Genomic DNA, 22,778 nt, shown 5'->3' with positions numbered 1-22,778 from the left:
ACCGGGACTACAGACGGTCGGCCTTTCGTCCTTTCGTGGATCGACCTGAACCCGCCAATCACCCCCTCGACCTTGACCGTCACCACCGCCTGAGGGAGCGTCACCGCGAAAGTACGCAGTCCAACACGGCACGGGAGGGAATCATGGCTCTACAATTCTTCGGGAAAGACCCGAACTCGCCCAACGGCGGCTCGCCCACGGTGTGGGTGGAGGACGAGACGGCCGAGATCGTCGTCCAGGGTTGGCTTCCTGGCCTCGAGATGTACGCGAAGATCAACGAGACGGAGTGGGTACCGGGTCACCCCAAGGGTGTGCCCGACCACGAAACCGTGGTGCGCATCCCCGCCCGAATGATCCCGACCCTGAGGAAGGCGTGCGATGCAGCAGAACGTGCCGGACTTCACCGCCCTGCTGAGGAGCGCTGAGCGCTCGGCCGTTCACTTGGAGATGCGCGACTCCTACATGGCAGACCCGCTGTTCGACGCGTGGCGAGAAGGACGCGACGTCGAACTGCCCGAGGAATACCGTCAGTGGCAGGAGCTGGTAGGGGAAACAACGGCCCGCGGCGTGACACTGCGGCGGGTTCGGATCGTCTCGGAGCCGGTGACTGACTACATCCGGTGGGAGCACTCCTTGACCGCGCGCCACAACATCGCAGCCGGCGAGATCGTGCGCTGGCTCCCCAGGCGACTTTCCTCCGACCTCGCACTGCCGGGGAATGACCTCTGGTCGATCGACGACGAGCGGGTGCTCTTCCACTGGTTCACCGGCGACGGCGAGTGGGCCGGACATGAGGTCAACGAAGACCACGCCACAGTGAAAATGGTCGTCGCTTCAGTTGAGGCTCTGTGGGACCGCGCCATCCCTCACGAGGAGTTCGTGGTCTAGGCCCGCCGACTCACCCGCACCGGACACTCAGCATGTCTTCGTCCCCTTCATCGAGTGTCGTCGAGGCTCGCAAGGCCCTCGCTCACCGTCTGATCAACATCCGCAAGGATGCTGGTCTCACTGGGGAAGAGGTATCTCTCCGGTGCGGGTGGAACGCCGCGAAGACGAGCCGCATCCAGAGTGCGAAAAAGGCTCCTTCCGAGACCGACATCAGGACCTGGTGCATGGTGTGCGGAGCGGAGAAGGAGATACCCGACCTGATCGCTGCCGCACGCGCCGTGGAGTCGATGTACACCGAGTGGCGGCAGATGGAGCGCAACGGACTCCGGGCCGCTCAAGAGTCCGTCTCCAGCCTCTACGAACGCACCGGCCTGTTCCGCGTCTACTCCAGTCGTGTACTGCCTGGCATGGTGCAGACCGCCGAGTACACCGATGCCGTGCTGCGCTCGATCCAGCGCGAGCGCGTCGCTGTCGACGACGTGGACGAAGCCGTGCAGGCACGCATGGAGCGCCAGGATTCCCTCTTCTCCGGCCGCCACCGGTTCGGTCTGCTGGTCGAGGAGTACGTTCTACGCTCCGCCGTGTGCGACCGACGCGTCATGGCCGCCCAACTCGACCACCTGATCGCGGTCGGGACCAAGCCGTTCGTCAGCCTCGGCATCATCCCCATCGGCGTCGGCCGCGCTCATCTGCCGGCCGAAGACTTTTACCTGTTCGACGAAGCCGAGGTGGCCGTCGAGTTGACGTCCGGCTACCTCCGCATCACCCAGCCTCGGGAGGTCGCCGACTACACCCGCGCCTTCATCGACATGGCGAACATGGCCGTACACGGCACACAGGCCCGCTGCCTGATTCGTGCCGCGATCAACGCACTTGGGTGACGCCCCGCAAGAAGTCGCAACTTCGTTGGAGGCAGCTCCCCACTCTCCCTAGCGTAGTGACGGCCTCCCTGAGGCGAGCGGGGCGGACCCACCACCAAGCACCACTCGAAAGGCCGTTGAGAGGAGCACCACCATGAGCAGGACCACCATCGAACACCGCGAACTCGGCCGCTTCCTGGCTGTCGCCGGGCAGCAGTTCACCGACGGCGGGGGCCCCGCCGAGATGTTCTCCCGAGCCGTGGACGCAGCCTGGCACCAGATGCTCGGCAGCCACGAGTACGAGGCGTTCAGCACCGAGCACGCCGGGACCGTCCTGAGGCACCGCGAGATGAACGGCTCCGGCCTGATTGGCTGGGTGACCACGTACGAGAAGGCGTACGGGCCCCTGCCCGAGATCTGGTTCACCAACGCCGACGGCCTTCTCGACGAAGGCGCCCTCGCCCGGTACAAGGAGACGGGCAATGTCGTGGCCGAGTGGGACTGCGGCCCCACCACTGGGGACGGCGACGACGCCGCGCCGGGCAGTCGGTGACCTCTACGCGGACCGATGGAGCGTCCCGGCCCACCGCTGGGGCGCTCCGCCTCGTCGAAGCCAGCACGGACAGGCCGAAGTCCATCGACATCACGGGGTACGTGGAGCGGATGATGGCTCACTGCCCCTATTTGTCACCCTCCATCGAGCGAGGGTTGACCACCTGGACCGTCTACCGTGCCGATGGCAGCGCGGATGCCGTGGAAGCCGGACTGTTTCATGCCGGGGCGCAGGCCGCCGAGTGGCTGCGGCCTCTGATCCACAGGCCGTACGGGTTCCTGCGGTGCGAGAACGTCGTCCTCCTGGGCGCGGTGCCCGACGTCCGGCACCGCGATCTGTTGGCATGGCCGCACTGGGCCCTCAAGAACTTGTACGGCCCCGTCGGGGTCATGTTCGGCAAGTTCTACGCCGACGAGGAAGAGGCCACGCGGGCCGGCGAGCCCCTCCCTGTCGCCCCGGTTTCGTATCTTCCCGTGAGGGCCGCCATCCGCCGACGCGACCCGCAGTTCCTCCGCGCGACCCCTGACTTGGCCGCCGCGCTCTCGGTGGCGGACGACGACGGCCGCGATGTCTTCGAGCAACTCCCCGACGAATGGCAGGAGATCCGCACATGGACCCAACGCTTCCTCCCCCCGGTGAAGCAGTCGGCTTCCTCAAGGTCCACGTCGGCGAGCCCGTCGCTACTCGGCTCCTGAGCGACCGACGCGGCTCACGGGCCTGGAAGATCGAAGGCCCCCGGGGCGTCGTCGCGTTGAAAGCCAACAACCCGGACGACGACACCGCCCGTGACAAGGCCGCCGAGATGGCGCAGGAGGACGGTCACCTCGTCCGCCTCACCGACGCGGGTGCGATCTCTCCCGGCTACCGGGTCGACGCCGGAACCTGGGAGGGTGGGAACTGGCTCGCTGTGCGATGGGTCGACGGCATCCCTGTGTGGCGCGCGTTCGCCCCTGCACGCGGGCCCAAAAGCGATCGCCCTTCCCTGCGCCCCTGGCTTCTGGGCATCGCCCGGACGTGGGCCGAGCGGCTGGCACTGTTGCACGCCGCCGGGTGGGCGCACGCGGACGTCCAGCCGACCAACACCCTGATCACGAAGGCCGGGGCCGCTGCGGTCATCGACTACGCCCTCGCCTGCGGCCCCGGCGACCGGCCCCATCTCCCCTATCGAGGCGCGCTCACTCACACCACCGCACCCGAGATCGCGGATGTCATCCTCTCCACCAGCGCCGACATCCACATCCGGGCGGAGCCGCCGGCGGACATCTGGGGACTGGGTGCGTCGCTGTTCTGGTGCTGGACAGGACACCGGCCGGTCTCCTACGAGGACGGGGCCCCGCGAGAGGACAAGCTCAACGCCATCTCGAAGGCCGCCACCTTTCCGCTCGACGACGTCCGCCCGTGGGCGTTCAGCGAGTTCGAGAACGTGATCCGCGCATGCCTTGCCCCGGCACCGGAGGACCGGCCGTCCGCGAACGACTTGGCCGCACTCCTCAGCGCCTCATGATCATGCTCAGGTTCCTCACGGCCACCGATGCCCCAGCCGTCCGCCGCGTCTACAGCGGAGCCGCCACCAGGTTCCTGGGGCGCTCCGCGATGACCTCCCAGGAGGCCGGGGAGTACGTGTCGCGTGTGCGCGAGTGGGCTGCAGCCGCACCGGTCGAGCAGTACGTCCTCGGCGTGGACGTATCCGGAGACCTGCTCGGCGTCGTCAAGCTCGGTCGCCGACCCAGCGGTCACGGTCGAGTGAGCTACGTCCTGCGCGAGGACCGCTGGGGCCAGGGCTACGCGACGGGGGCCGTCGAGGAACTCGTCACCTTCGCCTTCGCCACCGCCGGCCTCGATTCCCTCGGTGCCAGGCATCGTCCCGACAACCCCGCCTCGGGACGGGTACTCATGAAGGCAGGCTTCACACGGGTCGGGGAGGTGAACGCAATGATCGAGTATCGCCTGTAGGCCGGCTCCGATGCGGGAAACGCGGAAGGGGCCTGTCCCACGCGGCTGCGTGGGACAGGCCCCTTCCGGGTTGTGAGGTCAGGCCTTCGCCGGCTCGGCCTCGCGGGCCTCCTCCGGCTCCGCCCGGTCCGGTACGCCCGTCTTGGCGGCGCGCTTGGCCGCCTTCTTCTTGGCGCGGCGCTCCTTGCGGAGCTCGACCATCGCGTACAGCGTCGGCACCAGCAGCAGGGTCAGCAGCGTGGAGCTGATCAGACCGCCGATCACCACGACGCCCAGCGGCTGCGAGATGAAGCCGCCCTCGCCGGTGACGCCGAGCGCCATCGGGAGCAGGGCGAAGATGGTCGCGAGCGCCGTCATCAGGATCGGGCGGAAGCGGTGGCGGCCGCCCTCGATGACGGCTTCCACGATGCCGAGGCCCTGGGCCCGGTACTGGTTGATCAGGTCGATCAGCACGATCGCGTTGGTGACCACGATGCCGATGAGCATCAGCATGCCGATCATCGCGGGGACACCCAGCGGGGTGCCCGTGATGAGCAGGAGGGCCAGCGCGCCGGTCGCCGCGAACGGGACGGAGACCAGCAGGATCAGCGGCTGGACGAGCGACCGGAAGGTGGCCACCAGCAGCATGAAGACGATCGCGATGGCCGCCAGCATGGCGAGGCCGAGCTGCGCGAAGGCTTCGTTCTGGTCCTCGGTGACGCCTCCGATGGTGGCGGTGGCGCCGTCCGGGAGGTCCAGGGCGTCGATCTTCTTGGCGAGATCGGTGCTGACCGCGCCGGTGTTGTCGCCGACGGGCTTGGCGGTGATCGTCGCCGAGCGCTGTCCGTCGATCCGGGTCATCGAGACCGGGCCGGGGACGACCTTCACGTCGGCGATGTCGCCGAGCTTGACCGGGCCGAGCGGCAGGGCCTTCAGCTCGGCCACGGTAGCGGCAGGGGCGGAGGACCGGATGACGACGTCGCGCTCGGTGTCGTCCAGCGTCGCGGTGCCGGCGGGCGTGCCGCGTACGGCTCCGGCGACGATGCCACCCAGCGTGGCGGAGTCGAATCCGGCGGCGGCCGCCTTGTCGTTGGCGGTGACCGAGATGCGCGGGACACTCTGCGCCAGGTCGCTCTGGACGTCGGTGACGTCCTTGATGGTGTCGACCTCGGCGCGGACCGCCTCGGCCGCCTTCTTCAGGGCGTCCCCGTCGGCGGCCTTGACCACGACGCTCAGGTCCTGGGAACCGAAGCCGTCGCCGGCGGCGATGGTGGTGTCGCCGATGCCGTCGAGCTTGCCGAGGGCCTCGTCGATGCGGTCCTGGGCGTCCTCGTAGTCCGCGGCGTCCTTCAGGGTGACCTGGTAGGTCGCCTGGTTGGCGCCGGTGCCGCCGCCGAAGGCGGCCATGAAGCCGGAGGAGCCGACGGTGACCTGGTAGTCCTTGACGCCCTTGTCCTGCTCGATGACCTTCTCGACCTTGCGGGCCGCCTCGTCGGCGGCTTCCAGGCTGGTGCCGGGGGTGAGTTCCTGCTTGACGCTCAGGACTTCCTGCTCACCGGCGTCGAAGAAGTTCGTCTTGAGCAGCGGGACCATCCCGAAGGTGCCGAAGAGCACGGCGACGGCGATGACGAGGCTGGTGATCCGGCGGCGGGTCGCGAAGCGCAGGACCGGGACGTAGATCCGCTGGAGCCTGCTCGCCGCTTCCTTCTCCTCGGCGAGGCGGCGGGCCTCCGCCGCGTCCTCGGGGGTGCCCTTGGGCGCGCGCAGGAACCAGTACGACAGCACCGGAACGACGGTCAGCGAGACCAGCAGGGAGGCCAGCAGCGCCGCGGTGATGGTCAGCGAGAACGAACCGAAGAGCTGGCCGACCATGCCGCCGACCAGCCCGATGGGCAGGAAGACCGCGACGGTGGTGAGCGTGGCTGAGGTGACCGCTCCGGCGACCTCCTTGACCGCGTTGATGATCGCCGCGTGGCGCTCCTCGCCGTAGCCGAGGTGACGCTTGATGTTCTCCAGGACCACGATCGAGTCGTCGACGACCCGGCCGATGGCGATGGTGAGCGCGCCGAGCGTGAGCATGTTGAGCGACAGGTCGCGGGTCCAGAGGACGATCAGCGCGAGGACGATCGAGAGCGGGATGGAGACCGCGGTGACCAGCGTCGAGCGGATCGAGGCGAGGAAGACCAGGATCACGACGACCGCGAAGACCAGGCCGAGCGCACCCTCCGTGGTCAGGCCCGAGATCGACTTGGAGACGGCGGGGCCCTGGTCGGAGACGACCGTCAGCTCCGCGCCCTTGCCGAGGTCCTTGCGGAGGTCGGGGAGCTTGTCCTTGACGGCGTCCGAGATGGCGACGGCGCTGCCGTCCTTGTCCATCGTCGCCATCACGGCGAGGCTCGGCCGGCCGTTGGTGCGGGTGATGGAGACCGCCGTGGACGGCTCCTGCTTCACCTCGGCGACGTCGCCGATGCGCACCGGCTTTCCGGGCGCGCCGCCCGCCGGGTCCTTGGCGACGACCTGGAGGTCCTCGATCTGCTTCAGCGAGGTGTAGGCCCCGCCGACCTGGATGGTGCGGCTCTTGCCGGACTCGGAGAAGGCGCCGGCCGGCAGGGTCGCGCCGCCCGCCTGGAGGGCCTGGGCGAGCGCGCCCGCGTTCAGGCCGGCCTTGGCGAGCTTCTTGTCGTCGGGGACGACGGAGACCTGGAGGTCCCGCACGCCGTCCACCGTGACCTGGCCGACGCCCTCGATGTCCTGGAGGGCCGGGACGACCGTGCGGTCGAGCTGGTCGGCCAGGACCTGCTGGTCCTTGTCGGAGGTGACGGCGAGGACCACGGTCGGGATGTCGTCCGTGGAACCGGCGACGACCTGGGGGTCGACGCCGTCGGGCAGCTGGGCGCGGGCCCGGTTGACCGCCTGCTGGATGTCGGCGACGAGCTGCTTGGTGCCCTCGTCGCCGAAGTCGAAGGTCGCCATGATGAGGGCGTTGCCCTCACTGGCGGTGGAGGTGATGCCCTCGACGCCGTCGACGGCCTTGAGGGAGTTCTCCAGCGGCTCGACGACCTGCTTCTCGACCACATCGGGAGACGCACCCTGGTAGGGCGCCAGCACCGAGACCATCGGCAGTTCGATGGTGGGCAGCAGCTGCTGCTTGAGCTGCGGGATCGCTATCGCGCCGAAGACCAGCGCGACAATCGAGATCAGCCCGATCAGGGCCCTTTGCGCGAGGCTGAATCTGGACAGCCAGGACATGGGTAGGGTCTCTCTTCTGTGGCGTACGCGGCAGAGGGCGGGGAGGGGGAAAACGTCAGGGACCTACACCTCCAGCCCAGTCCTACGATCTCCGCTCCGGGCCGCCGAAACGTCGCCCCCCGGGCTGCTTTCTTATGCCGCGCATACCGCAGGTGGAGTACGCCGCAGTACGCCGAAACTCCACCCGGTCAGTCCGCCCGGGGACGCACCAGGCCCGATTCGTAGGCGATTACCACCAATTGAGCCCGGTCCCGGGCTCCCAGCTTCGCCATCGCCCGGTTCACATGGGTCTTGACGGTGAGCGGGCTGACCGACAGCCGCTCGGCGATCTGGTCGTTCGAGTGGCCGCCCGCGACCTGCACCAGCACCTCGCGTTCGCGGCCGGTGAGCGCCGCCAGCCGCTCCGCGTACTCCGCGCTGTCCGGCCCCTCCCCCGAACTGCCGCCCTGGGCCAGGAACGTGGCGATGAGCCCCTTGGTCGCGGCGGGCGAGAGCAGCGCCTCGCCGGCCGCGGCGATCCGGATGGCGTTGAGGAGCTCCTCCGGCTCCGCGCCCTTGCCGAGAAAGCCGGAGGCTCCGGCACGCAGCGACTGCACCACGTACTCGTCGACCTCGAAGGTGGTGAGCATGACCACCCGCACCGCGGACAGCTCCGGGTCGGCGCTGATCATGCGGGTGGCGGCGAGTCCGTCGGTGCCCGGCATCCGGATGTCCATGAGCACCACGTCGGCGCCCGAGGCGCGGGCCAGCTCGACGGCCTGGGCCCCGTCGGCGGCCTCGCCGACCACTTCCATGTCCGGCTCGGAGTCCACCAGCACCCGGAACGCGCTGCGCAGCAGCGCCTGGTCGTCGGCGAGCAGCACCTTGATGGGAGCCTGCTGCGGCGCAGTCGTCGCTTCCGGTGCCGGTGTCGGCTGGGTCATCGGCAGAGCCTCGTTCCGCCCGCTGTGCCCGGCCGCTCCGGTTCACCCTTGCGGGCCTCGACCGGAAGGATCGCATGGACCCGGAATCCGCCGCCGTACCGAGGACCCGCGGTGAGGGCCCCGCCGAGGGCGGTGACACGTTCGCGCATGCCGATCAGGCCGTGACCGCCGCTGTCCAGGTCGTCGTCGGCTCCGGCGCCGGGCCGACGGGGGGCGCACCCCCGGCCGTTGTCGAGCACGGTGACCTCGGCGGTGGCGCCCACCCGTACGACGCTCACCTCGGCCCTGGCCCCGGCGCCCGCGTGCTTGCGGACGTTGGTCAGGGCCTCCTGGATGACCCGGTAGGCGGCCAGGTCGACGGCGGCGGGCAACCGGTTCCCGTGGTCGGAGCCGGCCACCTCGACGGGGAGCCCGGCGTTGCGGAAGGTGTCGACCAGTTCGCCGAGGACGGCGAGCCCGGGGGCCGGTTCGGTGGGCGCCTCGGGGTCGCCCTGCTGGCGCAGGAGGCCGACGGTGACCCGGAGTTCGTTGAGCGCGGAGCGGCTGGCGTCGCGGACGTGGGCGAGTGCTTCCTTGGCCTGGTCCGGGCGCTTGTCCATGACGTGGGCGGCGACCCCGGCCTGGACGTTGACCAGGGCGATGTGGTGGGCGACGACGTCGTGGAGGTCCCGCGCGATCCGCAGCCGCTCCTCGGCGACCCGGCGGCGGGCCTCCTCCTCGCGGGTGCGCTCGGCACGCTCGGCGCGTTCCCGGATGGCGTCGACGAACGCGCGTCTGCTGCGTACGGCGTCCCCGGCGGCCCCGGCCATCCCGGTCCAGGCGAACACGCCGAGGTTCTCCTGGCTGTACCAGGGCGTCGAGCCGAAGAACATGGCGGCCGCCGTGAGCGCCCCCATGGTCAGCAGCCCGACCCGCCAGGTGGTGGGGCGGTCGGTGCGCGAGGCGACGGTGTAGAGGGCGATGACCGTGCTCATGACGACCGGGGCGGGCGGGTCCATCAGGATGTACTCGGTGGCCGAGAGGACCCCGGTGGCGGCGAGCACCGCCATCGGACGCCGTCGCCGCAGGACGAGGGCCACGGCGGCGAGGACCATCAGGAGCACGCTGAACGGCTCGGGGGTGCGGGTGCCGAAGGTCGGCCCGTGTCCGGTGCCCGGGTCCGCGAACGAGCCGGCGATCATCGCGACGAGGGAGCCGAGGGCGAGGGTCGCGTCGAACGCGAGGGGATGGTCCCGGAGCCAGCGGCGGGCGCGCGCGAAGCCGGACGAGAGGGTGGTCACGTCCAGCTACGGTACGCGGCCCCCGCTCGGGGACGGGACCTTCTCCGGGGAGGGGCCCGGAGCACCGCTGCCCCGCGTCCGGCGGACCGGGCGCGGGGCAGCGATGCGGGGTGCTGGTGCGGCGATCCACGGGCCCGCCCCGGTCGGTCTCAGTTGGGGATGAGCCCGCCGTCGCTGAGCATGGCGGTGACGTCTTCGAGGGTGGCGTCGGGCGCCGGCAGGATCAGCTCGGACGGCTCCAGGGAGTCGTCCGGCAGCGGAGTGCCGAGCTCGCGCACCTTGTCCAGGAGCGCGTGGAGGGTCGTGCGAAAGCCGGGGCCGTCGCCGCTCTCCATCTCCTTGAGCAGGACGTCGTCGAGCTCGTTCAGTTCGACGACGTGACTGTCGGCCAGCTTGACCTGGCCCTCCCCCATGATCCGTACGATCATGACGCTGCCTTACTGCTTGTCGAACTTGTGCGGGGACGACTGCTGCGACTGCTGCGCGCTGTCCTGTGCGCCGCCCTCGATGGCCTGCTGCGAGGACGAGGAGCCGCCGGCCAGCTCGGCCTTCATGCGCTGCAGCTCCAGCTCCACGTCGCTGCCGCCGGAGATCCGGTCCAGCTCGGCGGCGATGTCGTCCTTCGCCGTGCCGGTCGGGTCGTCCAGGGCGCCGGAGGCGAGCAGCTCGTCGATGGCGCCGGCCCGCGCCTGGAGCTGCTGCGTCTTGTCCTCGGCCCGCTGGATCGCGAGGCCGACATCGCCCATCTCCTCGGAGATGCCGGAGAAGGCCTCGCCGATCCGGGTCTGGGCCTGGGCCGCCGTGTAGGTGGCCTTGATGGTCTCCTTCTTGGTGCGGAAGGCGTCGACCTTGGCCTGGAGGCGCTGGGCCGCGAGGGTGAGCTTCTCCTCCTCGCCCTGCAGCGTCGTGTGCTGCGTCTCCAGGTCGGTGACCTGCTGCTGGAGGGCGGCGCGCCGGGACAGCGCTTCGCGCGCCAGGTCCTCGCGACCCAGCGCCAGCGCCTTGCGGCCCTGGTCCTCCAGCTTGGACGACTGGCCCTGCAGCTGGTTCAGCTGCAGCTCCAGGCGCTTGCGGGACGTCGCCACATCGGCGACGCCGCGGCGCACCTTCTGAAGCAGCTCCAGCTGCTTCTGGTACGAGTAGTCGAGGGTCTCGCGCGGATCCTCGGCCCGGTCAAGGGCCTTGTTTGCCTTCGCGCGGAAAAGCATCCCCATACGCTTCATGACACCGCTCATGGGCTTCGCGCGCCCCCTTCTGACGGACTGAGCTCCAGCACTCCCGATAGAACCCACAGTACGGGCCCTGTCTCTATTACCGCACTGTCCGAGACCCGATGTGCTCCTCCCCAAGGACGAGTGCGCCCCGTGAACACTCCCGCCCAGGGTGTAGGTGAGGCCCCGGGACATTCTGGTGACGAGTGCGGGAACGGGCGGTTGACACCCGTATCACCCCGTCTCGCCCCGGCGGGACACCTGTGGGGATGCCGTCCGTTGCCGGATCGTTCCCGCCCGGGTCTCCGGGCCCGCGCGCCGACCCCGTACCCTTGGGTTTTGTGTTCCGTAGCCGTGCCAAGACAGAGAAGGCCCCCACCGACAAGGTGACGGCGGACCTCTCCCAGCAGCCCCGCGACCCGCAGGCTCCCAAGGGTCGCCCCACCCCCAAGCGCAGCGAGGCCCAGACGCAGCGCCGTCGCGCCGCGTCCAGTGCGCCGACCGACCGCAAGGCGGCCATGAAGCGCCAGCGCGAAGCGCGGCGCACCGACCTGGCCAGGCAGCGCGAGGCGCTCGCCTCGGGCGACGAGCGCTACCTCCCGGTCCGCGACAAGGGACCGGTCAGGCGCTTCGTCCGCGATTACGTGGACTCGCGCTTCTGCATCGCCGAGTGGTTCCTGCCGCTCGCCGTGATCATCCTGATCCTCAGCGTGATCCAGGTGCAGAACATCCAGAGCATCTCGTTGCTGCTCTGGCTCGGCGTGATCATCCTGATCGTGATCGACTCGATCGGTCTGTCGATGCGCCTGAAGAAGCAGCTGCGCGAGCGCTTCCCGGACACGCCGAAGCGCGGAGCCGTGGCGTACGGCCTGATGCGCACGCTCCAGATGCGCCGACTGCGGCTTCCGAAGCCGCAGGTCAAGCGCGGAGAGCGGCCCTGAGCACGGAGGCCTCCGGCTTCACCGGGGTCTCCTCGGCGTGGATGGCAGGTCTCGGCGGCGTACGCAACCGGGTCCGTCAGGAGCTCGTCGCGCGGCAGCTGGACGAGCAGATAGCCGGGCGTTTCCCGGTGGGCCGGCGGCTGCGCGTCCTGGACGTCGGTATGGGCCAGGGCACCCAGGCCCTGCGCCTGGCGCGGGCCGGTCACTCGGTGACCGGCCTGGAGTCGGACGCGGAGATGCTGTCGGCGGCCCGTGAGTCCCTGGCGACCGAGCCGGAGGGCATCCGGGAGCGGGTCAGGCTCATCGAGGGCGACGGCCGGGACACCGGTGTGCACTTCCTGCCCGGCAGTTTCGACGTGGTGCTGTGCCACGGCGTCCTGATGTACGTCGAGGAGCCGGACCCGATGCTGGCCGGGCTCGCCCGGATGCTGGCCCCCGGCGGCCTGCTCTCCCTGCTCGTACGGAACGCGGACGCGCTCGCGATGCGCCCGGGGCTCGCCGGTGACTTCGGCGCGGCCCTGACCGCCTTCGACACCGCCACGTACACCAACCGCCTCGGCCTCACCGTGCGGGCCGACCGGCTCGACGCGCTGCGGGCCACGCTCGCGGGGATCGCCGCGCCGCTGCACGCCTGGTACGGGGTGCGGGTCTTCACGGACAACGTGCCGGACGGGGCCGAGCTGCCGGCCGAGGAGCTGGAGCGGGCCCTGACCCTGGAGGACCGGGCCGGGCGGACCGACCCCTACCGGGGTGTGGCGGCGCTGCTGCATCTGTGCGGCGTGCGCGGCTGACGCGGGCATCACGGGGGCGGGCCCGTTCGGCTCATCAGTTCGGGCACCCGAACGGGGCGGGCCCCAGACTCCGGATATGGACGTATCCCCCTCCCGCAGCCGGGCGCGCAGGCTGCTGCTTCCCCTGTCCGCGGCCGTCTGTGCCATCGCCCTGGCGGGCGGTTGCTCCGGTACGAGTCCGGCGGCTCCGGCCCCCGAAACCAGTGCGTCCGGTACGGCGCAGGGTTCGGTGAAGCGCGCCCCCGACGACCTGGAGAACGCCTACCAGGACGTCATCAACGACGTACTGCCGTCGGTGGTGCAGATCGACGCCTCGGAAGGCCTCGGTTCCGGGGTCGTCTACGACGACAAGGGGCACATCGTCACCAACGCCCATGTGGTCGGCGACGAGAAGACGTTCAAGGTCAGCGTCGCCACCGGGGAGGCGGTGCTGAGCGCCTCGCTGGTCTCCTCCTACCCGGAGCAGGACCTGGCCGTGATCAAGCTCGACGAGGTGCCGGACGGGCTGAAGCCCGCGACGTTCGGCGACGCGGAGCAGGTCGAGGTGGGGCAGATCGTGCTGGCGATGGGCTCGCCGCTGGGCCTGTCCAGCAGCGTCACCCAGGGCATCGTCTCGGCGCTCGGCCGGACCGTGAGCGAGAGCCGGGCGGGCGGCGGCACGGGCGCGACGATCGCCAACATGGTGCAGACGTCCGCGGCGATCAACCCGGGCAACAGCGGCGGGGCGCTCGTCAACCTCGACAGCCAGGTGGTCGGCATTCCGACCCTCGCGGCGACCGACCCGCAGATGGGCGACAGCGCTGCGCCGGGCATCGGCTTCGCGATCCCCGTCTCGATGGTGAAGACGGTCGCCGACCAGATCATCAAGGACGGCAAGGTCACCGATTCGGGCCGTGCCGCGCTGAACATCACGGGCCGTACGGTCGTCGACGACAACTACCGCCCCGCCGGGGTGGCGCTGGTCAGCGTGGACCGGGGCGGCGCGGCGGACGACGCGGGGCTGAGGCCCGGGGACACCATCACGAAGATCGGGGACAGCGAGGTCACCACGATCACCTCGCTCTCCGAGGCGCTGGCCGGCGACAAGCCGGGACAGAAGGTGACCGTGACGTACACCCGCGACGGCGACAGCCGGACGGCGGAGGTCACGCTCGGGGAGATCTGAGCGCTCGGGGAGAGCCGAGGGCTCAGGGAGAGCCAAAGGCTCAGGGAAAGCCGAGCCCGTACGGCCGAAAGGGCGGGCGGTACGGGGAGACCCCCGTACCGCCCGCCCTTTCACCGCCCGTTCCCGCCCCGGGGGCGCTGAGGGTCAGGCGCTGTCGGCCTTCAGGCTCATCGGGCCGTAGATCTTGGTGGTGTCCTCGAAGAGCGTCACCTGTGCGGCGCCGCCCTCCAGGAGCTCCTTCCAGAACTCACCGATCCAGGACTCCGCGTCGCCCTGGGTGGTGAACTCCTCCGGCTGCAACGCCGGCTCCGTCTCCGTACCGTCGGACTTCTCGAACCGCCACGTCCACGCCATGCCAGCCTCCTGGGTCACGTTGCTTCCCGAAGCGTAGCCGGACGCGCACCTCGCGCGGGGACACGGGAGGATCAAGGTGTGGAACTGACTCTGCTCGGCACCGGAGCCCCCGACGGGCTGCCGCGCCCCTCCTGTCCCTGCGCCGCCTGCGCCTCGGCCCGCGGCCCGTGGGCGCGGGCCGCGACGGCGCTGCTGGTCGACGACGCGCTGCTGCTGGACCTCACGCCCGGGGCGGTGTTCGCCACCGCCCGTGCGGGGCGTTCGCTGGGCGCGGTCCGGCAGGTGCTGCTCACGCACCCGCACGACGGGCCCGCCGTCGAGCTGCCCGCCCTGCTGCCGGCGGCCGGCCGGGTGCCGGACGGCCAGGTCCTGACGCTGATCAGCGGGCACCGGGTGCGGGCGATGGCGATGGACGCCCCGGGGACCGGGTACGAGGTGACCGCCCCGGAGGGCGAGCGGCTGCTGTACCTGCCGCCGGGGGCCGCCCCCTCCGGCCTGTCCGAACAGGTGGACCGGCCGCTGGACATGGTCGTCCTCGATGTGATCGGGCGGCCCGACGCGGTGGCCCGGCTGCGGGCGGCCGGAGCGGTCGGGCCGGCCACCGAGGTGATCGCGGTCCACCTGGACCACGACGCCCCGCCGGGCCCGGCGCTGGACCGGCGGCTGGCGGCGGCCGGTGCGCGGGCGGTGCCGGACGGGACGACGCTGGTGGTGGGCGAGTACCACGCGGTGCCGGACGTGCCGCGCCGGGTGCTGGTGACGGGGGGCGCGCGGTCGGGGAAGTCGCTGGAGGCGGAGCAGCGCATGGAGACGTTCCCGGAGGTGGTGTACGTGGCGACCGGCGGCCGCCGCGACGGGGACCGGGAGTGGGCGGCCCGGATCGGACTGCACCGGGAGCGCAGGCCCGGCGCCTGGCGGACCGAGGAGAGCTGCGAGATCGCGGAGCTGCTGCGGGCGGACGGGCCGCCGCTGCTGATCGACTGCCTGTCGCTGTGGCTGACCGACGCGATGGACCGGGTGGAGGCCTGGGAGGACGAACGCTGGCACGACGGCGGCGAGGCGGCGTTGCGGGAGCGGGTCGTGGAGCTGGTCGCCGCGGTGCGCGGGACCCGGCGGCCGGTGGTGCTGGTGACCAACGAGGTGGGGTCCGGGGTGGTGCCGGCGACGTCGGCGGGGCGGCGGTTCCGGGACGAGCTGGGGCGGTTGAACGCGGCGGTGGCGGCCGAGTGCGAGCAGGTGCTGCTGGTGGTGGCGGGGCAGGTGCTGGTGCTGCGGCGGTGAGGGCGGCTGCCGGGGGCGCCGTGGGCCGCCCGGCCTCCCGCCCTCTCCCGGTTCACGGCACGGTTCTCGGGGGTGGGCCGACCGGTACTGTTCCGGCTGGGGGCTGTCCGGTCCTGATCCGCCGGACACGCCCCGGGGGCCCGCCGCCGGGTTCCCGGACCGGACCCGACGTGACGACCCGCGAGGCAGACCTCCGTGAACCTGGACGACTTCTCCGACCTGATCCAACGCCCCGACGGGGGTGTGCGGCGCGATGCCGAGGAGCGGCGCGAGCGGCTGACCGTACCCCCGGGGGCGCTCGGACGGCTCGACGAGCTGGCCGAGTGGCTCAGCGCCGCGCAGCAGTCCGTGCCGGTCAGGGCCGTCGAGCAGCCGCGTCTGGTGCTCTTCGCCGGTGACCACGGGGTGGCGGAACTGGGCGTCTCCGGCCGGCCCGCGGGAAGCGCGTACGAGCTGGTGCGCTCCGCCCTCGACGGAGCGAGCCCGGTCTCGGTGCTGGCGCGGCGCTTCTCGGTGCCGATGCGGATCGTGGACGTCTCCCTGGACTGCGATCCGGAGCTGCTGCCCGAGTCCGTGGTGCGGCACCGGGTGCGGCGGGGTTCGGGGCGGATCGACGTCGAGGACGCGATCAGCGCGGAGGAGGCCGGGCAGGCGGTCCGTCTGGGCATGGCGATCGCCGACGAGGAGGCGGATTCCGGCACCGATCTGGTGGTGCTCGGCGACCTCAGCGTGGGCGGGACCACGGCCGCGGCCACCCTCGTCGCGGCGCTCTGCGGAACGGACGCCTCCGTGGTGACCGGTCGCGGCGGTGCGGGCATCGACGACCTGGCGTGGATGGTCAAGTGCGCGGCGATCCGGGACGCGCTGCGCCGGGCCCGGCCGGTGCTCGGCGACCAGCTGGAGCTGCTGGCGACGTCGGGCGGGGCGGATCTGGCGGCGATGACGGGCTTCCTGTTGCAGAGCGCGGTGCGCCGGATGCCGGTGATCCTGGACGGGGTCGTCTCGGCGGCCTGCGCCCTGGTGGCGCAGCGGGCGGCGTTCCGGGCGCCGGACTGGTGGCTGGCCGGTCAGGTCAGCGGGGAGCCCGCGCAGACGAAGGCGCTGGACCGGATGGCGCTGACCCCGCTGCTGGACCACGGCGTGACGGTGGGCGAGGGCAGCGGTGCGCTGCTGGCGCTGCCGCTGGTGCAGGCGGCGGCGGCGCTGGCCGCCGAACTGCCGGAGCGGGAACCGGAGAAGACTGTGGACGAGAAGGACGAGAAGGACGCGGAAGGCGTGGAAGCCCCGGAGTCGGGGCCCGAGTAGGAGGCAGTTGCCCTCGACGGGGTCCGAGGCTCCCGGCTCCCCACCGCGCGGACGAGATCGGCATCACTCGGGTGTCGCTCAACTGCGCCGTCTCCCGGTCCGTCTTCGAGAGGGGATCGCGGCTCGGCGCGCTTCCTCGCCGAAGCCGCGTACCGACCGACCGGGGGCCCGTTCCATGCTGTTCGAGAAGAGCGGATGAGCCGTCTCCCCGCCCTGCGCCGGGCGGCGGTACGGGAGTGGGGCCCGCTGTTCACGACCGTACGGCGGGGGCTCGCCGGACGCGGTGCGCGGGCGCTCGCGCTGACGACGGTCGCGGTGGCGCTGACCGCGACCGTGCAGCTGGTGCAGAACCAGCCCTGGGGCTACCGGCCGGTGCGGCTTCTCGGAGCCGTACGGGCCGAGGACCCGCTCTGGCTCGCCCTCGCGCGCACCCCGCTGTCCCTGTTCGTGCCCGCGCTCGATCTGCCGGTGTGGGGCGCGCTGGCCCAGATCCTGCTGGTGTTCGGCGTCGCGGAGGTGTGCCTGGGGCGCCGGCGCACGCTCGCGGTGGCGTATCTGGCGACGCTGGCCGGGACGCTGTACGCGCGGATCGGCATCGCGCTCGGGCCGGAGGTGTTCCTCGGGCTGCCCGCATCCGACGCGCAGGTGGTGGACACCGGCCCTTCGGCGGCCGTCGTGGGGCTCGCGGTGTACGTCTGCCACCGGCATCGCGCCCGGTTCACCGGGTCGCTGGTGGTCCTCGCGATGGTCGTGGAGGTCCTGGTCAAGGACAACCTGGCGGGCCGTGAGCATCTGGCCGCCATCGTCGTCGTCCTGGTGGTGTGCCGCGTACGGGAGTGGCGCGGGCGGCGGCGCGTTCAGGACCGGGGCGCGGGCGGCTGCGGGGCGCGGTCCGGGGCGCCGCCGATGAGGTCCTGGAACTTCCGGCGCGGCCCGGCCCAGCGCACGTCGTGGTGGTAGGCCCGCAGCAGTGCCCGGGAGCGGGCCCGGTGGCGGTGGCGGTAGAAGCGCCTGGCCCAGGGCGAGGTGGGGCGGGCCAGCCGGATCGCGCCGACCAGGGCGACGAACGGGACGAGGGTGCCGAGCACCGCCATCCGCAGCTTGCCCTTGAACAGGGCGATCAGGACGAAGCAGAAGTTGATCACGTAGCTCGTGATGAGGCTGAGCCTCCCCTGTTCCTCCTCGTCGGTGACGTCGTCGACGCCGAGCGGCGAGAAGCCCGCCAGGACCAGCGCCACCAGCGAGACGGTCAGCACGACCACCTCCACGCTCTGGCGGCCCTCCTCGGTCCAGTACACGTCGTCCAGATGCAGGATCAGGGCGAACTCGTCCAGCACCAGACCGGCCCCCACCCCGAAGACCACCGCGCAGATCCCGGCGGTCACGCCGTGCCGCCCGCCGGCGACCGCGCCGAATCCGCCGATCACCGACAGCACGACCCCGGGCACCACGTGGTGGATGTGCACCCCGCCCGGGGTGATGTTGCGGAACGGGCCCTTGCCGGCGCGGATCATGCGGGTGATGGTGCGGGTGATCGCGAAGGTCAGGACGAAGGCGGCCAGTGCGAGGAGCAGCGGCATCTTGCCCGGCTCCGCGATGTTGTCGTGCCACCAGTGACCCATGCCACCCACTCCCGATACGTCAGGTTTCACGGCGATTGATGCGTTTCGCCCAATCTATCGGTGGGGCCCAGCGGCTAGCCTGCGCGCGGTGACCTCCCTGAACAGCCACGGCATACGTTTCGCCTTCGGCACCCTGACCGTGCTGCCCGTCCGCGTGACCCTTTGGGACCGCGCGACCGCCCGCTCCGGAATGCTCTGCGCCCCGCTCGCCGGGCTCGTCGTGGGGCTGCTCGCCGGGGCCCTCGGCTCGCTGTCGCTGCTGGCGGGCTCGGGGCCGCTGCTCGCGGCGGTCGTCTCCGTCGCGGTGCCCGCCGCCCTCACCCGGGGGCTGCACCTGGACGGTCTGGCGGACACGGCGGACGGCCTCGGCAGCGGGAAGCCGGCCGAGGACGCGCTGCGGATCATGAAGCAGTCCGACATTGGGCCGTTCGGTGTCATCACGCTGCTCCTGGTCCTGCTGGCCCAGGTCGCCGTCCTCTTCGAGCTGTACGGGGAGGGCTGGGCGCACGGGGCCCTCGGGGCCGTCGTCGCGGGCGTCGCCGCCCGCCTCGCGCTGACCCTGGCGTCCCGTCAGGGCGTCCCGGCGGCCCGGCCGGAGGGGCTCGGCGCGGTGGTGGCGTCCACCGTCCCGGCCGGGTGGGCGCTGCTCGCGGCGGCGGTGACGGTGGCGCTGTGCGCGGTGGCGGGCGCGCCGCTGGGCCCGTACGGGGCGCTGCACCACGCGCTCGCGGTGCTCGTCGCGCTCGCCGCGGGCGAACTGCTGCTGCGGCACTGCGTGCGGCGGTTCGGCGGGGTCACCGGGGACGTCTTCGGGGGCGTCGAGGAGACGGCGGCGACGGCGGCCCTGGTGGCGCTGGCGCTCGGGACCTGACGGAGGGGCACATCGTCCGCCGTGCTTCCCGAGGGCCGTTCCGGACCGCCGCAACGGCCGGAAAAGGTCCGGGAAGCCCCGCCGACGTCACGGAGCAGGAACCGCGCGCGTAGGCTCATTCCCGGCACATCGTCGGGGCGTCTACGATGCGCCGGGCACGGTCGGCCCACCCCTCGACCGAACTCGAACTCAACGGAAGCGAGATTTCACCACCGTGACTGCTCTCACTCTCAGCACTGCCGGTGCGGCGACGCTGCGCGCCGACGCACTCGTCGTCGGCGTCGCCAAGGGCGCTGGGTCGAAGCCGGGGCCGGTCCTGGCACCCGGCTCCGAGGCCGTGGACAAGGCGTTCGACGGAAAGCTCGCCGCAGTCCTCGCGACCCTGGGTGCCACCGGTGCCGAGGGCGAACTGACCAAGCTGCCCGCCGCGTCCGGCCTCAAGGCCCCGGTCGTCGTCGCGGTCGGTCTCGGTCCGGTCCCGGACAAGGAGGACGCCTACGACGCCGAGGCGCTGCGCCGCGCGGCGGGCACCGCCGCCCGTGCGCTGACCGGCTCCAAGAAGGCCGGCTTCGCGCTGCCCGCCGCCTCCGTCGAGGACGCCGCCGCCGTCGCCGAGGGCGCGCTCCTGGGCGCGTACGCCTTCACCGCCTACCAGGGCGGCGAGAACAAGCTCGCCCCCAAGGACGCGAAGTCCAAGGACAGTGGCCCGAAACTGCCGCTCGCCGAGGTGACCCTGCTCGGCGCCAAGCCGCGCGACAAGGCCTACAAGGCCGCCGTCGAGCGCGCCCTCGCCCTGGTCGAGGAGATCAACCGGGCCCGCGACCTGATCAACACCCCGCCGAACGACCTGTACCCGGAGTCCTTCGCCGCCGTGGCCACCGCCGCGGGCAAGGAGCACGGCGTCAAGGTCCAGGTCCTCGACGAGAAGGCCCTGGTCAAGGGCGGCTACGGCGGCATCCTCGGCGTCGGCCAGGGCGCCGAGCGCGGCCCGCGCCTGGTGAAGCTCGCCTACACGCACCCCAAGGCGGAGAAGACCCTGGCCCTGGTGGGCAAGGGCATCACCTACGACTCGGGCGGCATCTCGCTCAAGCCGGCCGGCCACAACGAGACGATGAAGTGCGACATGGCCGGCGCCGCCGCCGTGTTCGCCGCCGTCGTCACGGCCGCCCGCCTCGGCCTCAAGGTCAACGTCACCGGCTGGCTGGCGCTGGCCGAGAACATGCCCTCCGGCAACGCCACCCGCCCCGGTGACGTGCTCCGCATGTACAGCGGCAAGACCGTCGAGGTCCTCAACACCGACGCCGAGGGCCGGCTCGTCCTGGCCGACGCGCTGACCCGCGCCTCGGAGGAGAAGCCGGACGCGATCGTCGACGTGGCGACCCTGACCGGCGCGATGGTGATGGCGCTCGGCAACCGCACCTTCGGTGTGATGGCCAACGACGACGCCTTCCGCACGTCGATCCACGAGATCGCCGAGGAGGTCGGCGAGCCGTCCTGGCCGATGCCACTCCCCGCCGACCTGCGCAAGGGCATGGACTCCCCCACCGCCGACATCGCCAACATGGGCGAGCGGATGGGCGGCGGCCTGGTGGCCGGCCTGTTCCTGAAGGAGTTCGTGGGCGAGGGCATCGCCTGGGCGCACCTGGACATCGCGGGCCCGGCCTTCCACGAGGGCGCGCCGTACGGCTACACGCCCAAGGGCGGCACCGGCTCCGCGGTCCGCACCCTGGTGCGGCTCGCCGAGCGCACCGCCGCCGGCGACCTCGGCTGAGTTCCCGCCTTCCGTCACGTACGGCCCCGGGCATAGGTCCGGGGCCGTACGTGTTCTCCGAGCGGAAGCGGCAAGGATGAGCGGGACAGGACGGATGGACGACGAAGGGCGAGCGGGTTTCGCTCTCGACGAACACCGCCCGAATCCGTAGGTATCTACGCAGCAGTAACCCTCCGGAACGGACGATCATCCGTTCCGGACCCGGGCCCCGCGTCCCGCCCGCCGTCGACAAGTGCGAAGATGGGTTCTCGGCAGGACAGGGCCCCCACCACAGGGCCGAGACAAGCGGCCGCACACCAGCCGACCGGCCGGTCACACCCCAGCGACGGGGCCCGGCGTACGGCGCACATGCATGGAGGACGTGACGTGGCGAACGACGCCAGCACCGTTTTCGACCTAGTGATCCTCGGCGGTGGCAGTGGCGGTTACGCCGCGGCCCTGCGCGGAGCGCAGCTGGGCCTGGACGTCGCCCTGATCGAGAAGGGCAAGGTCGGCGGCACCTGCCTGCACAACGGCTGCATTCCCACGAAGGCACTGCTGCACGCGGGCGAGATCGCGGACCAGGCCCGCGAGTCGGCCCAGTTCGGCGTGAAGGCGACCTTCGAGGGCATCGACATGGAGGCCGTCAACAAGTACAAGGACGAGGTGATCTCGGGCCTGTACAAGGGTCTCCAGGGACTCATCGCCTCGCGCAAGGTCCACTACATCGAGGGTGAGGGCAAGCTCTCCTCCCCCACCTCCGTGGACGTGAACGGCCAGCGTGTCCAGGGCCGCCACGTGCTGCTGGCGACCGGCTCCGTGCCGAAGTCGCTGCCCGGCCTGGAGATCGACGGCAACCGGATCATCTCCTCGGACCACGCGCTGAAGATGGACCGCGTCCCGAAGTCCGCGATCGTGCTGGGCGGCGGCGTCATCGGCGTCGAGTTCGCCTCGGCGTGGAAGTCCTTCGGCACCGAGATCACCATCGTCGAGGGCCTCAAGCACCTCGTCCCGGTCGAGGACGAGAACAGCTCCAAGCTTCTTGAGCGCGCGTTCCGCAAGCGCGGCATCAAGTTCAACCTCGGCACCTTCTTCGAGAAGGCCGAGTACACGCAGGACGGCGTCCGCGTGACGCTCGCCGACGGCAAGACCTTCGAGGCGGAGCTGCTGCTCGTCGCCATCGGCCGCGGCCCGGTCTCGCAGGGCCTGGGCTACGAGGAGCAGGGCGTCGCGATGGACCGCGGCTATGTCCTGGTCGACGAGTACATGCAGACCAACGTCCCGACCATCTCGGCCGTGGGCGACCTCGTCCCTACCCTCCAGCTCGCCCACGTCGGCTTCGCCGAGGGCATCCTGGTGGCGGAGCGTCTCGCCGGTCTGAAGACCGTTCCGATCGACTACGACGGCGTGCCCAAGGTGACGTACTGCCACCCCGAGGTCGCCTCCGTCGGCATCACCGAGGCCAAGGCCAAGGAGATCTACGGCGCGGACAAGGTCGTCGCCCTCAAGTACAACCTCGCGGGCAACGGCAAGAGCAAGATCCTGAAGACCGCGGGCGAGATCAAGCTCGTCCAGGTCAAGGACGGTGCCGTGGTCGGCGTCCACATGGTGGGCGACCGCATGGGCGAGCAGGTCGGCGAAGCCCAGCTGATCTACAACTGGGAGGCGCTGCCCTCCGAGGTCGCCCAGCTCATCCACGCACACCCGACGCAGAACGAGGCGATGGGCGAGGCTCACCTGGCGCTGGCCGGCAAGCCTCTCCACGCCCACGACTGATCCCCCGGTCCCGGGCGCGACGACCG

Annotated in this window: 23 protein-coding genes; 16 read left to right on the top strand and 7 right to left on the bottom strand. The window is 71.3% G+C overall.

From position 1 onward, the window contains the following. Window positions 1-35 precede the first annotated feature (35 nt). From ACIQRW_RS12145 to ACIQRW_RS12115, 7 genes are all read left to right on the top strand, one after another. Entirely contained in the window at window positions 36-425 is a 390-nt protein-coding gene (locus ACIQRW_RS12145; protein ID WP_403757944.1) for a hypothetical protein, read from the top strand. Beyond that, a complete protein-coding gene (locus ACIQRW_RS12140) occupies window positions 379-888 on the top strand; it encodes a DUF6879 family protein (RefSeq protein ID WP_403757941.1) in 510 nt (169 codons plus the stop codon). The genes ACIQRW_RS12145 and ACIQRW_RS12140 overlap by 47 nt, the downstream gene beginning before the upstream one ends. A gap of 32 nt (window positions 889-920) precedes the next feature. Next, window positions 921-1,769: a DUF5753 domain-containing protein gene (locus tag ACIQRW_RS12135; protein ID WP_403757938.1), complete on the top strand. Its 849-nt coding sequence runs from the start codon at window positions 921-923 to the stop codon at window positions 1,767-1,769. Window positions 1,770-1,902: 133 nt separating this feature from the next. After that, on the top strand, window positions 1,903-2,301 hold the full coding sequence (locus tag ACIQRW_RS12130) for a hypothetical protein (protein WP_403757935.1): 399 nt from the start codon (window positions 1,903-1,905) through the stop codon (window positions 2,299-2,301). Next, window positions 2,298-2,996 (top strand): DUF6875 domain-containing protein, encoded by a 699-nt coding sequence (locus ACIQRW_RS12125; RefSeq protein WP_403758441.1) that lies wholly within the window; start codon window positions 2,298-2,300, stop codon window positions 2,994-2,996. Before ACIQRW_RS12130 ends, ACIQRW_RS12125 begins: the two co-directional genes overlap by 4 nt. Then, complete coding sequence (locus tag ACIQRW_RS12120; protein WP_403757932.1) at window positions 2,912-3,805, top strand: hypothetical protein; 894 nt, start codon at window positions 2,912-2,914, stop codon at window positions 3,803-3,805. The genes ACIQRW_RS12125 and ACIQRW_RS12120 overlap by 85 nt, the downstream gene beginning before the upstream one ends. Further along, complete coding sequence (locus tag ACIQRW_RS12115; protein ID WP_403757929.1) at window positions 3,802-4,254, top strand: GNAT family N-acetyltransferase; 453 nt, start codon at window positions 3,802-3,804, stop codon at window positions 4,252-4,254. The genes ACIQRW_RS12120 and ACIQRW_RS12115 overlap by 4 nt, the downstream gene beginning before the upstream one ends. Before the next feature lie 78 nt (window positions 4,255-4,332). Here ACIQRW_RS12115 and ACIQRW_RS12110 read toward each other — a convergent pair whose 3' ends face one another. From ACIQRW_RS12110 to ACIQRW_RS12090, 5 genes are all read right to left on the bottom strand, one after another. Then, window positions 4,333-7,482 (bottom strand): efflux RND transporter permease subunit, encoded by a 3,150-nt coding sequence (locus ACIQRW_RS12110; RefSeq protein WP_403757926.1) that lies wholly within the window; start codon window positions 7,480-7,482, stop codon window positions 4,333-4,335. Between the two features lie 188 nt (window positions 7,483-7,670). Further along, complete coding sequence (locus ACIQRW_RS12105) at window positions 7,671-8,405, bottom strand: response regulator (protein ID WP_403757923.1); 735 nt, start codon at window positions 8,403-8,405, stop codon at window positions 7,671-7,673. Beyond that, window positions 8,402-9,685, bottom strand: coding sequence for a sensor histidine kinase (locus ACIQRW_RS12100; protein WP_403757920.1), 1,284 nt, complete (start codon window positions 9,683-9,685; stop codon window positions 8,402-8,404). The genes ACIQRW_RS12105 and ACIQRW_RS12100 overlap by 4 nt, the downstream gene beginning before the upstream one ends. Window positions 9,686-9,834: 149 nt before the next feature. Further along, a complete protein-coding gene (locus tag ACIQRW_RS12095) occupies window positions 9,835-10,113 on the bottom strand; it encodes a hypothetical protein (protein ID WP_361867267.1) in 279 nt (92 codons plus the stop codon). A 9-nt stretch (window positions 10,114-10,122) separates the two neighbouring features. Further along, entirely contained in the window at window positions 10,123-10,908 is a 786-nt protein-coding gene (locus ACIQRW_RS12090; protein ID WP_403757916.1) for a PspA/IM30 family protein, read from the bottom strand. A 329-nt stretch (window positions 10,909-11,237) separates the two neighbouring features. Between ACIQRW_RS12090 and ACIQRW_RS12085 the strand changes: the two genes are divergently transcribed. The 3 genes from ACIQRW_RS12085 (at window position 11,238) to ACIQRW_RS12075 (ending at window position 13,793) form a co-directional block, all read left to right on the top strand. Then, a complete protein-coding gene (locus ACIQRW_RS12085; RefSeq protein WP_007451204.1) occupies window positions 11,238-11,837 on the top strand; it encodes a DUF3043 domain-containing protein in 600 nt (199 codons plus the stop codon). 41 nt (window positions 11,838-11,878) lie between these two features. After that, entirely contained in the window at window positions 11,879-12,628 is a 750-nt protein-coding gene (locus ACIQRW_RS12080) for a class I SAM-dependent methyltransferase (RefSeq protein WP_403757913.1), read from the top strand. A 76-nt stretch (window positions 12,629-12,704) separates the two neighbouring features. After that, window positions 12,705-13,793 carry a S1C family serine protease gene (locus ACIQRW_RS12075; protein ID WP_403757910.1) on the top strand — a complete coding sequence of 363 codons (1,089 nt, stop codon included), beginning with the start codon at window positions 12,705-12,707 and terminating at the stop codon, window positions 13,791-13,793. A 144-nt stretch (window positions 13,794-13,937) separates the two neighbouring features. On the opposite strand, the gene ACIQRW_RS12070 is transcribed toward ACIQRW_RS12075, so the two are convergent. Next, window positions 13,938-14,147 (bottom strand): hypothetical protein, encoded by a 210-nt coding sequence (locus ACIQRW_RS12070; protein ID WP_018958100.1) that lies wholly within the window; start codon window positions 14,145-14,147, stop codon window positions 13,938-13,940. Window positions 14,148-14,225: 78 nt separating this feature from the next. Here ACIQRW_RS12070 and ACIQRW_RS12065 point away from each other — a divergent pair, with 78 nt between their 5' ends. The 3 genes from ACIQRW_RS12065 (at window position 14,226) to ACIQRW_RS12055 (ending at window position 17,693) form a co-directional block, all read left to right on the top strand. Continuing rightward, window positions 14,226-15,428, top strand: a complete 1,203-nt coding sequence (locus ACIQRW_RS12065) for a bifunctional adenosylcobinamide kinase/adenosylcobinamide-phosphate guanylyltransferase (RefSeq protein ID WP_403757907.1) — start codon at window positions 14,226-14,228, stop codon at window positions 15,426-15,428. 195 nt (window positions 15,429-15,623) lie between these two features. Next, a complete protein-coding gene (gene cobT, locus ACIQRW_RS12060; RefSeq protein ID WP_403757904.1) occupies window positions 15,624-16,733 on the top strand; it encodes a nicotinate-nucleotide--dimethylbenzimidazole phosphoribosyltransferase in 1,110 nt (369 codons plus the stop codon). A gap of 195 nt (window positions 16,734-16,928) precedes the next feature. Next, on the top strand, window positions 16,929-17,693 hold the full coding sequence (locus ACIQRW_RS12055; RefSeq protein WP_403757902.1) for a hypothetical protein: 765 nt from the start codon (window positions 16,929-16,931) through the stop codon (window positions 17,691-17,693). Here the strand turns inward: ACIQRW_RS12055 and ACIQRW_RS12050 are convergent. After that, window positions 17,591-18,355 (bottom strand): hypothetical protein, encoded by a 765-nt coding sequence (locus ACIQRW_RS12050; protein ID WP_403757898.1) that lies wholly within the window; start codon window positions 18,353-18,355, stop codon window positions 17,591-17,593. The two genes, ACIQRW_RS12055 and ACIQRW_RS12050, sit on opposite strands and share 103 nt — an antisense overlap. An 88-nt stretch (window positions 18,356-18,443) precedes the next feature. On the opposite strand from ACIQRW_RS12050, the gene ACIQRW_RS12045 reads away from it, so the two are divergent. The 3 genes from ACIQRW_RS12045 (at window position 18,444) to lpdA (ending at window position 22,752) form a co-directional block, all read left to right on the top strand. After that, window positions 18,444-19,226: an adenosylcobinamide-GDP ribazoletransferase gene (locus ACIQRW_RS12045; protein WP_403757895.1), complete on the top strand. Its 783-nt coding sequence runs from the start codon at window positions 18,444-18,446 to the stop codon at window positions 19,224-19,226. A 214-nt stretch (window positions 19,227-19,440) separates the two neighbouring features. Further along, a complete protein-coding gene (locus tag ACIQRW_RS12040; RefSeq protein WP_403757892.1) occupies window positions 19,441-20,997 on the top strand; it encodes a leucyl aminopeptidase in 1,557 nt (518 codons plus the stop codon). Window positions 20,998-21,363: 366 nt separating this feature from the next. Further along, a complete protein-coding gene (gene lpdA / locus ACIQRW_RS12035; RefSeq protein WP_403757889.1) occupies window positions 21,364-22,752 on the top strand; it encodes a dihydrolipoyl dehydrogenase in 1,389 nt (462 codons plus the stop codon). The last annotated feature ends 26 nt before the right edge of the window (window positions 22,753-22,778 follow it).

The sequence above is a fragment of the Streptomyces sp. NPDC091287 genome (assembly GCF_044768525.1).
Lineage (GTDB): Bacteria > Actinomycetota > Actinomycetes > Streptomycetales > Streptomycetaceae > Streptomyces.
This window is presented reverse-complemented; position numbering and strand designations above follow the sequence as displayed.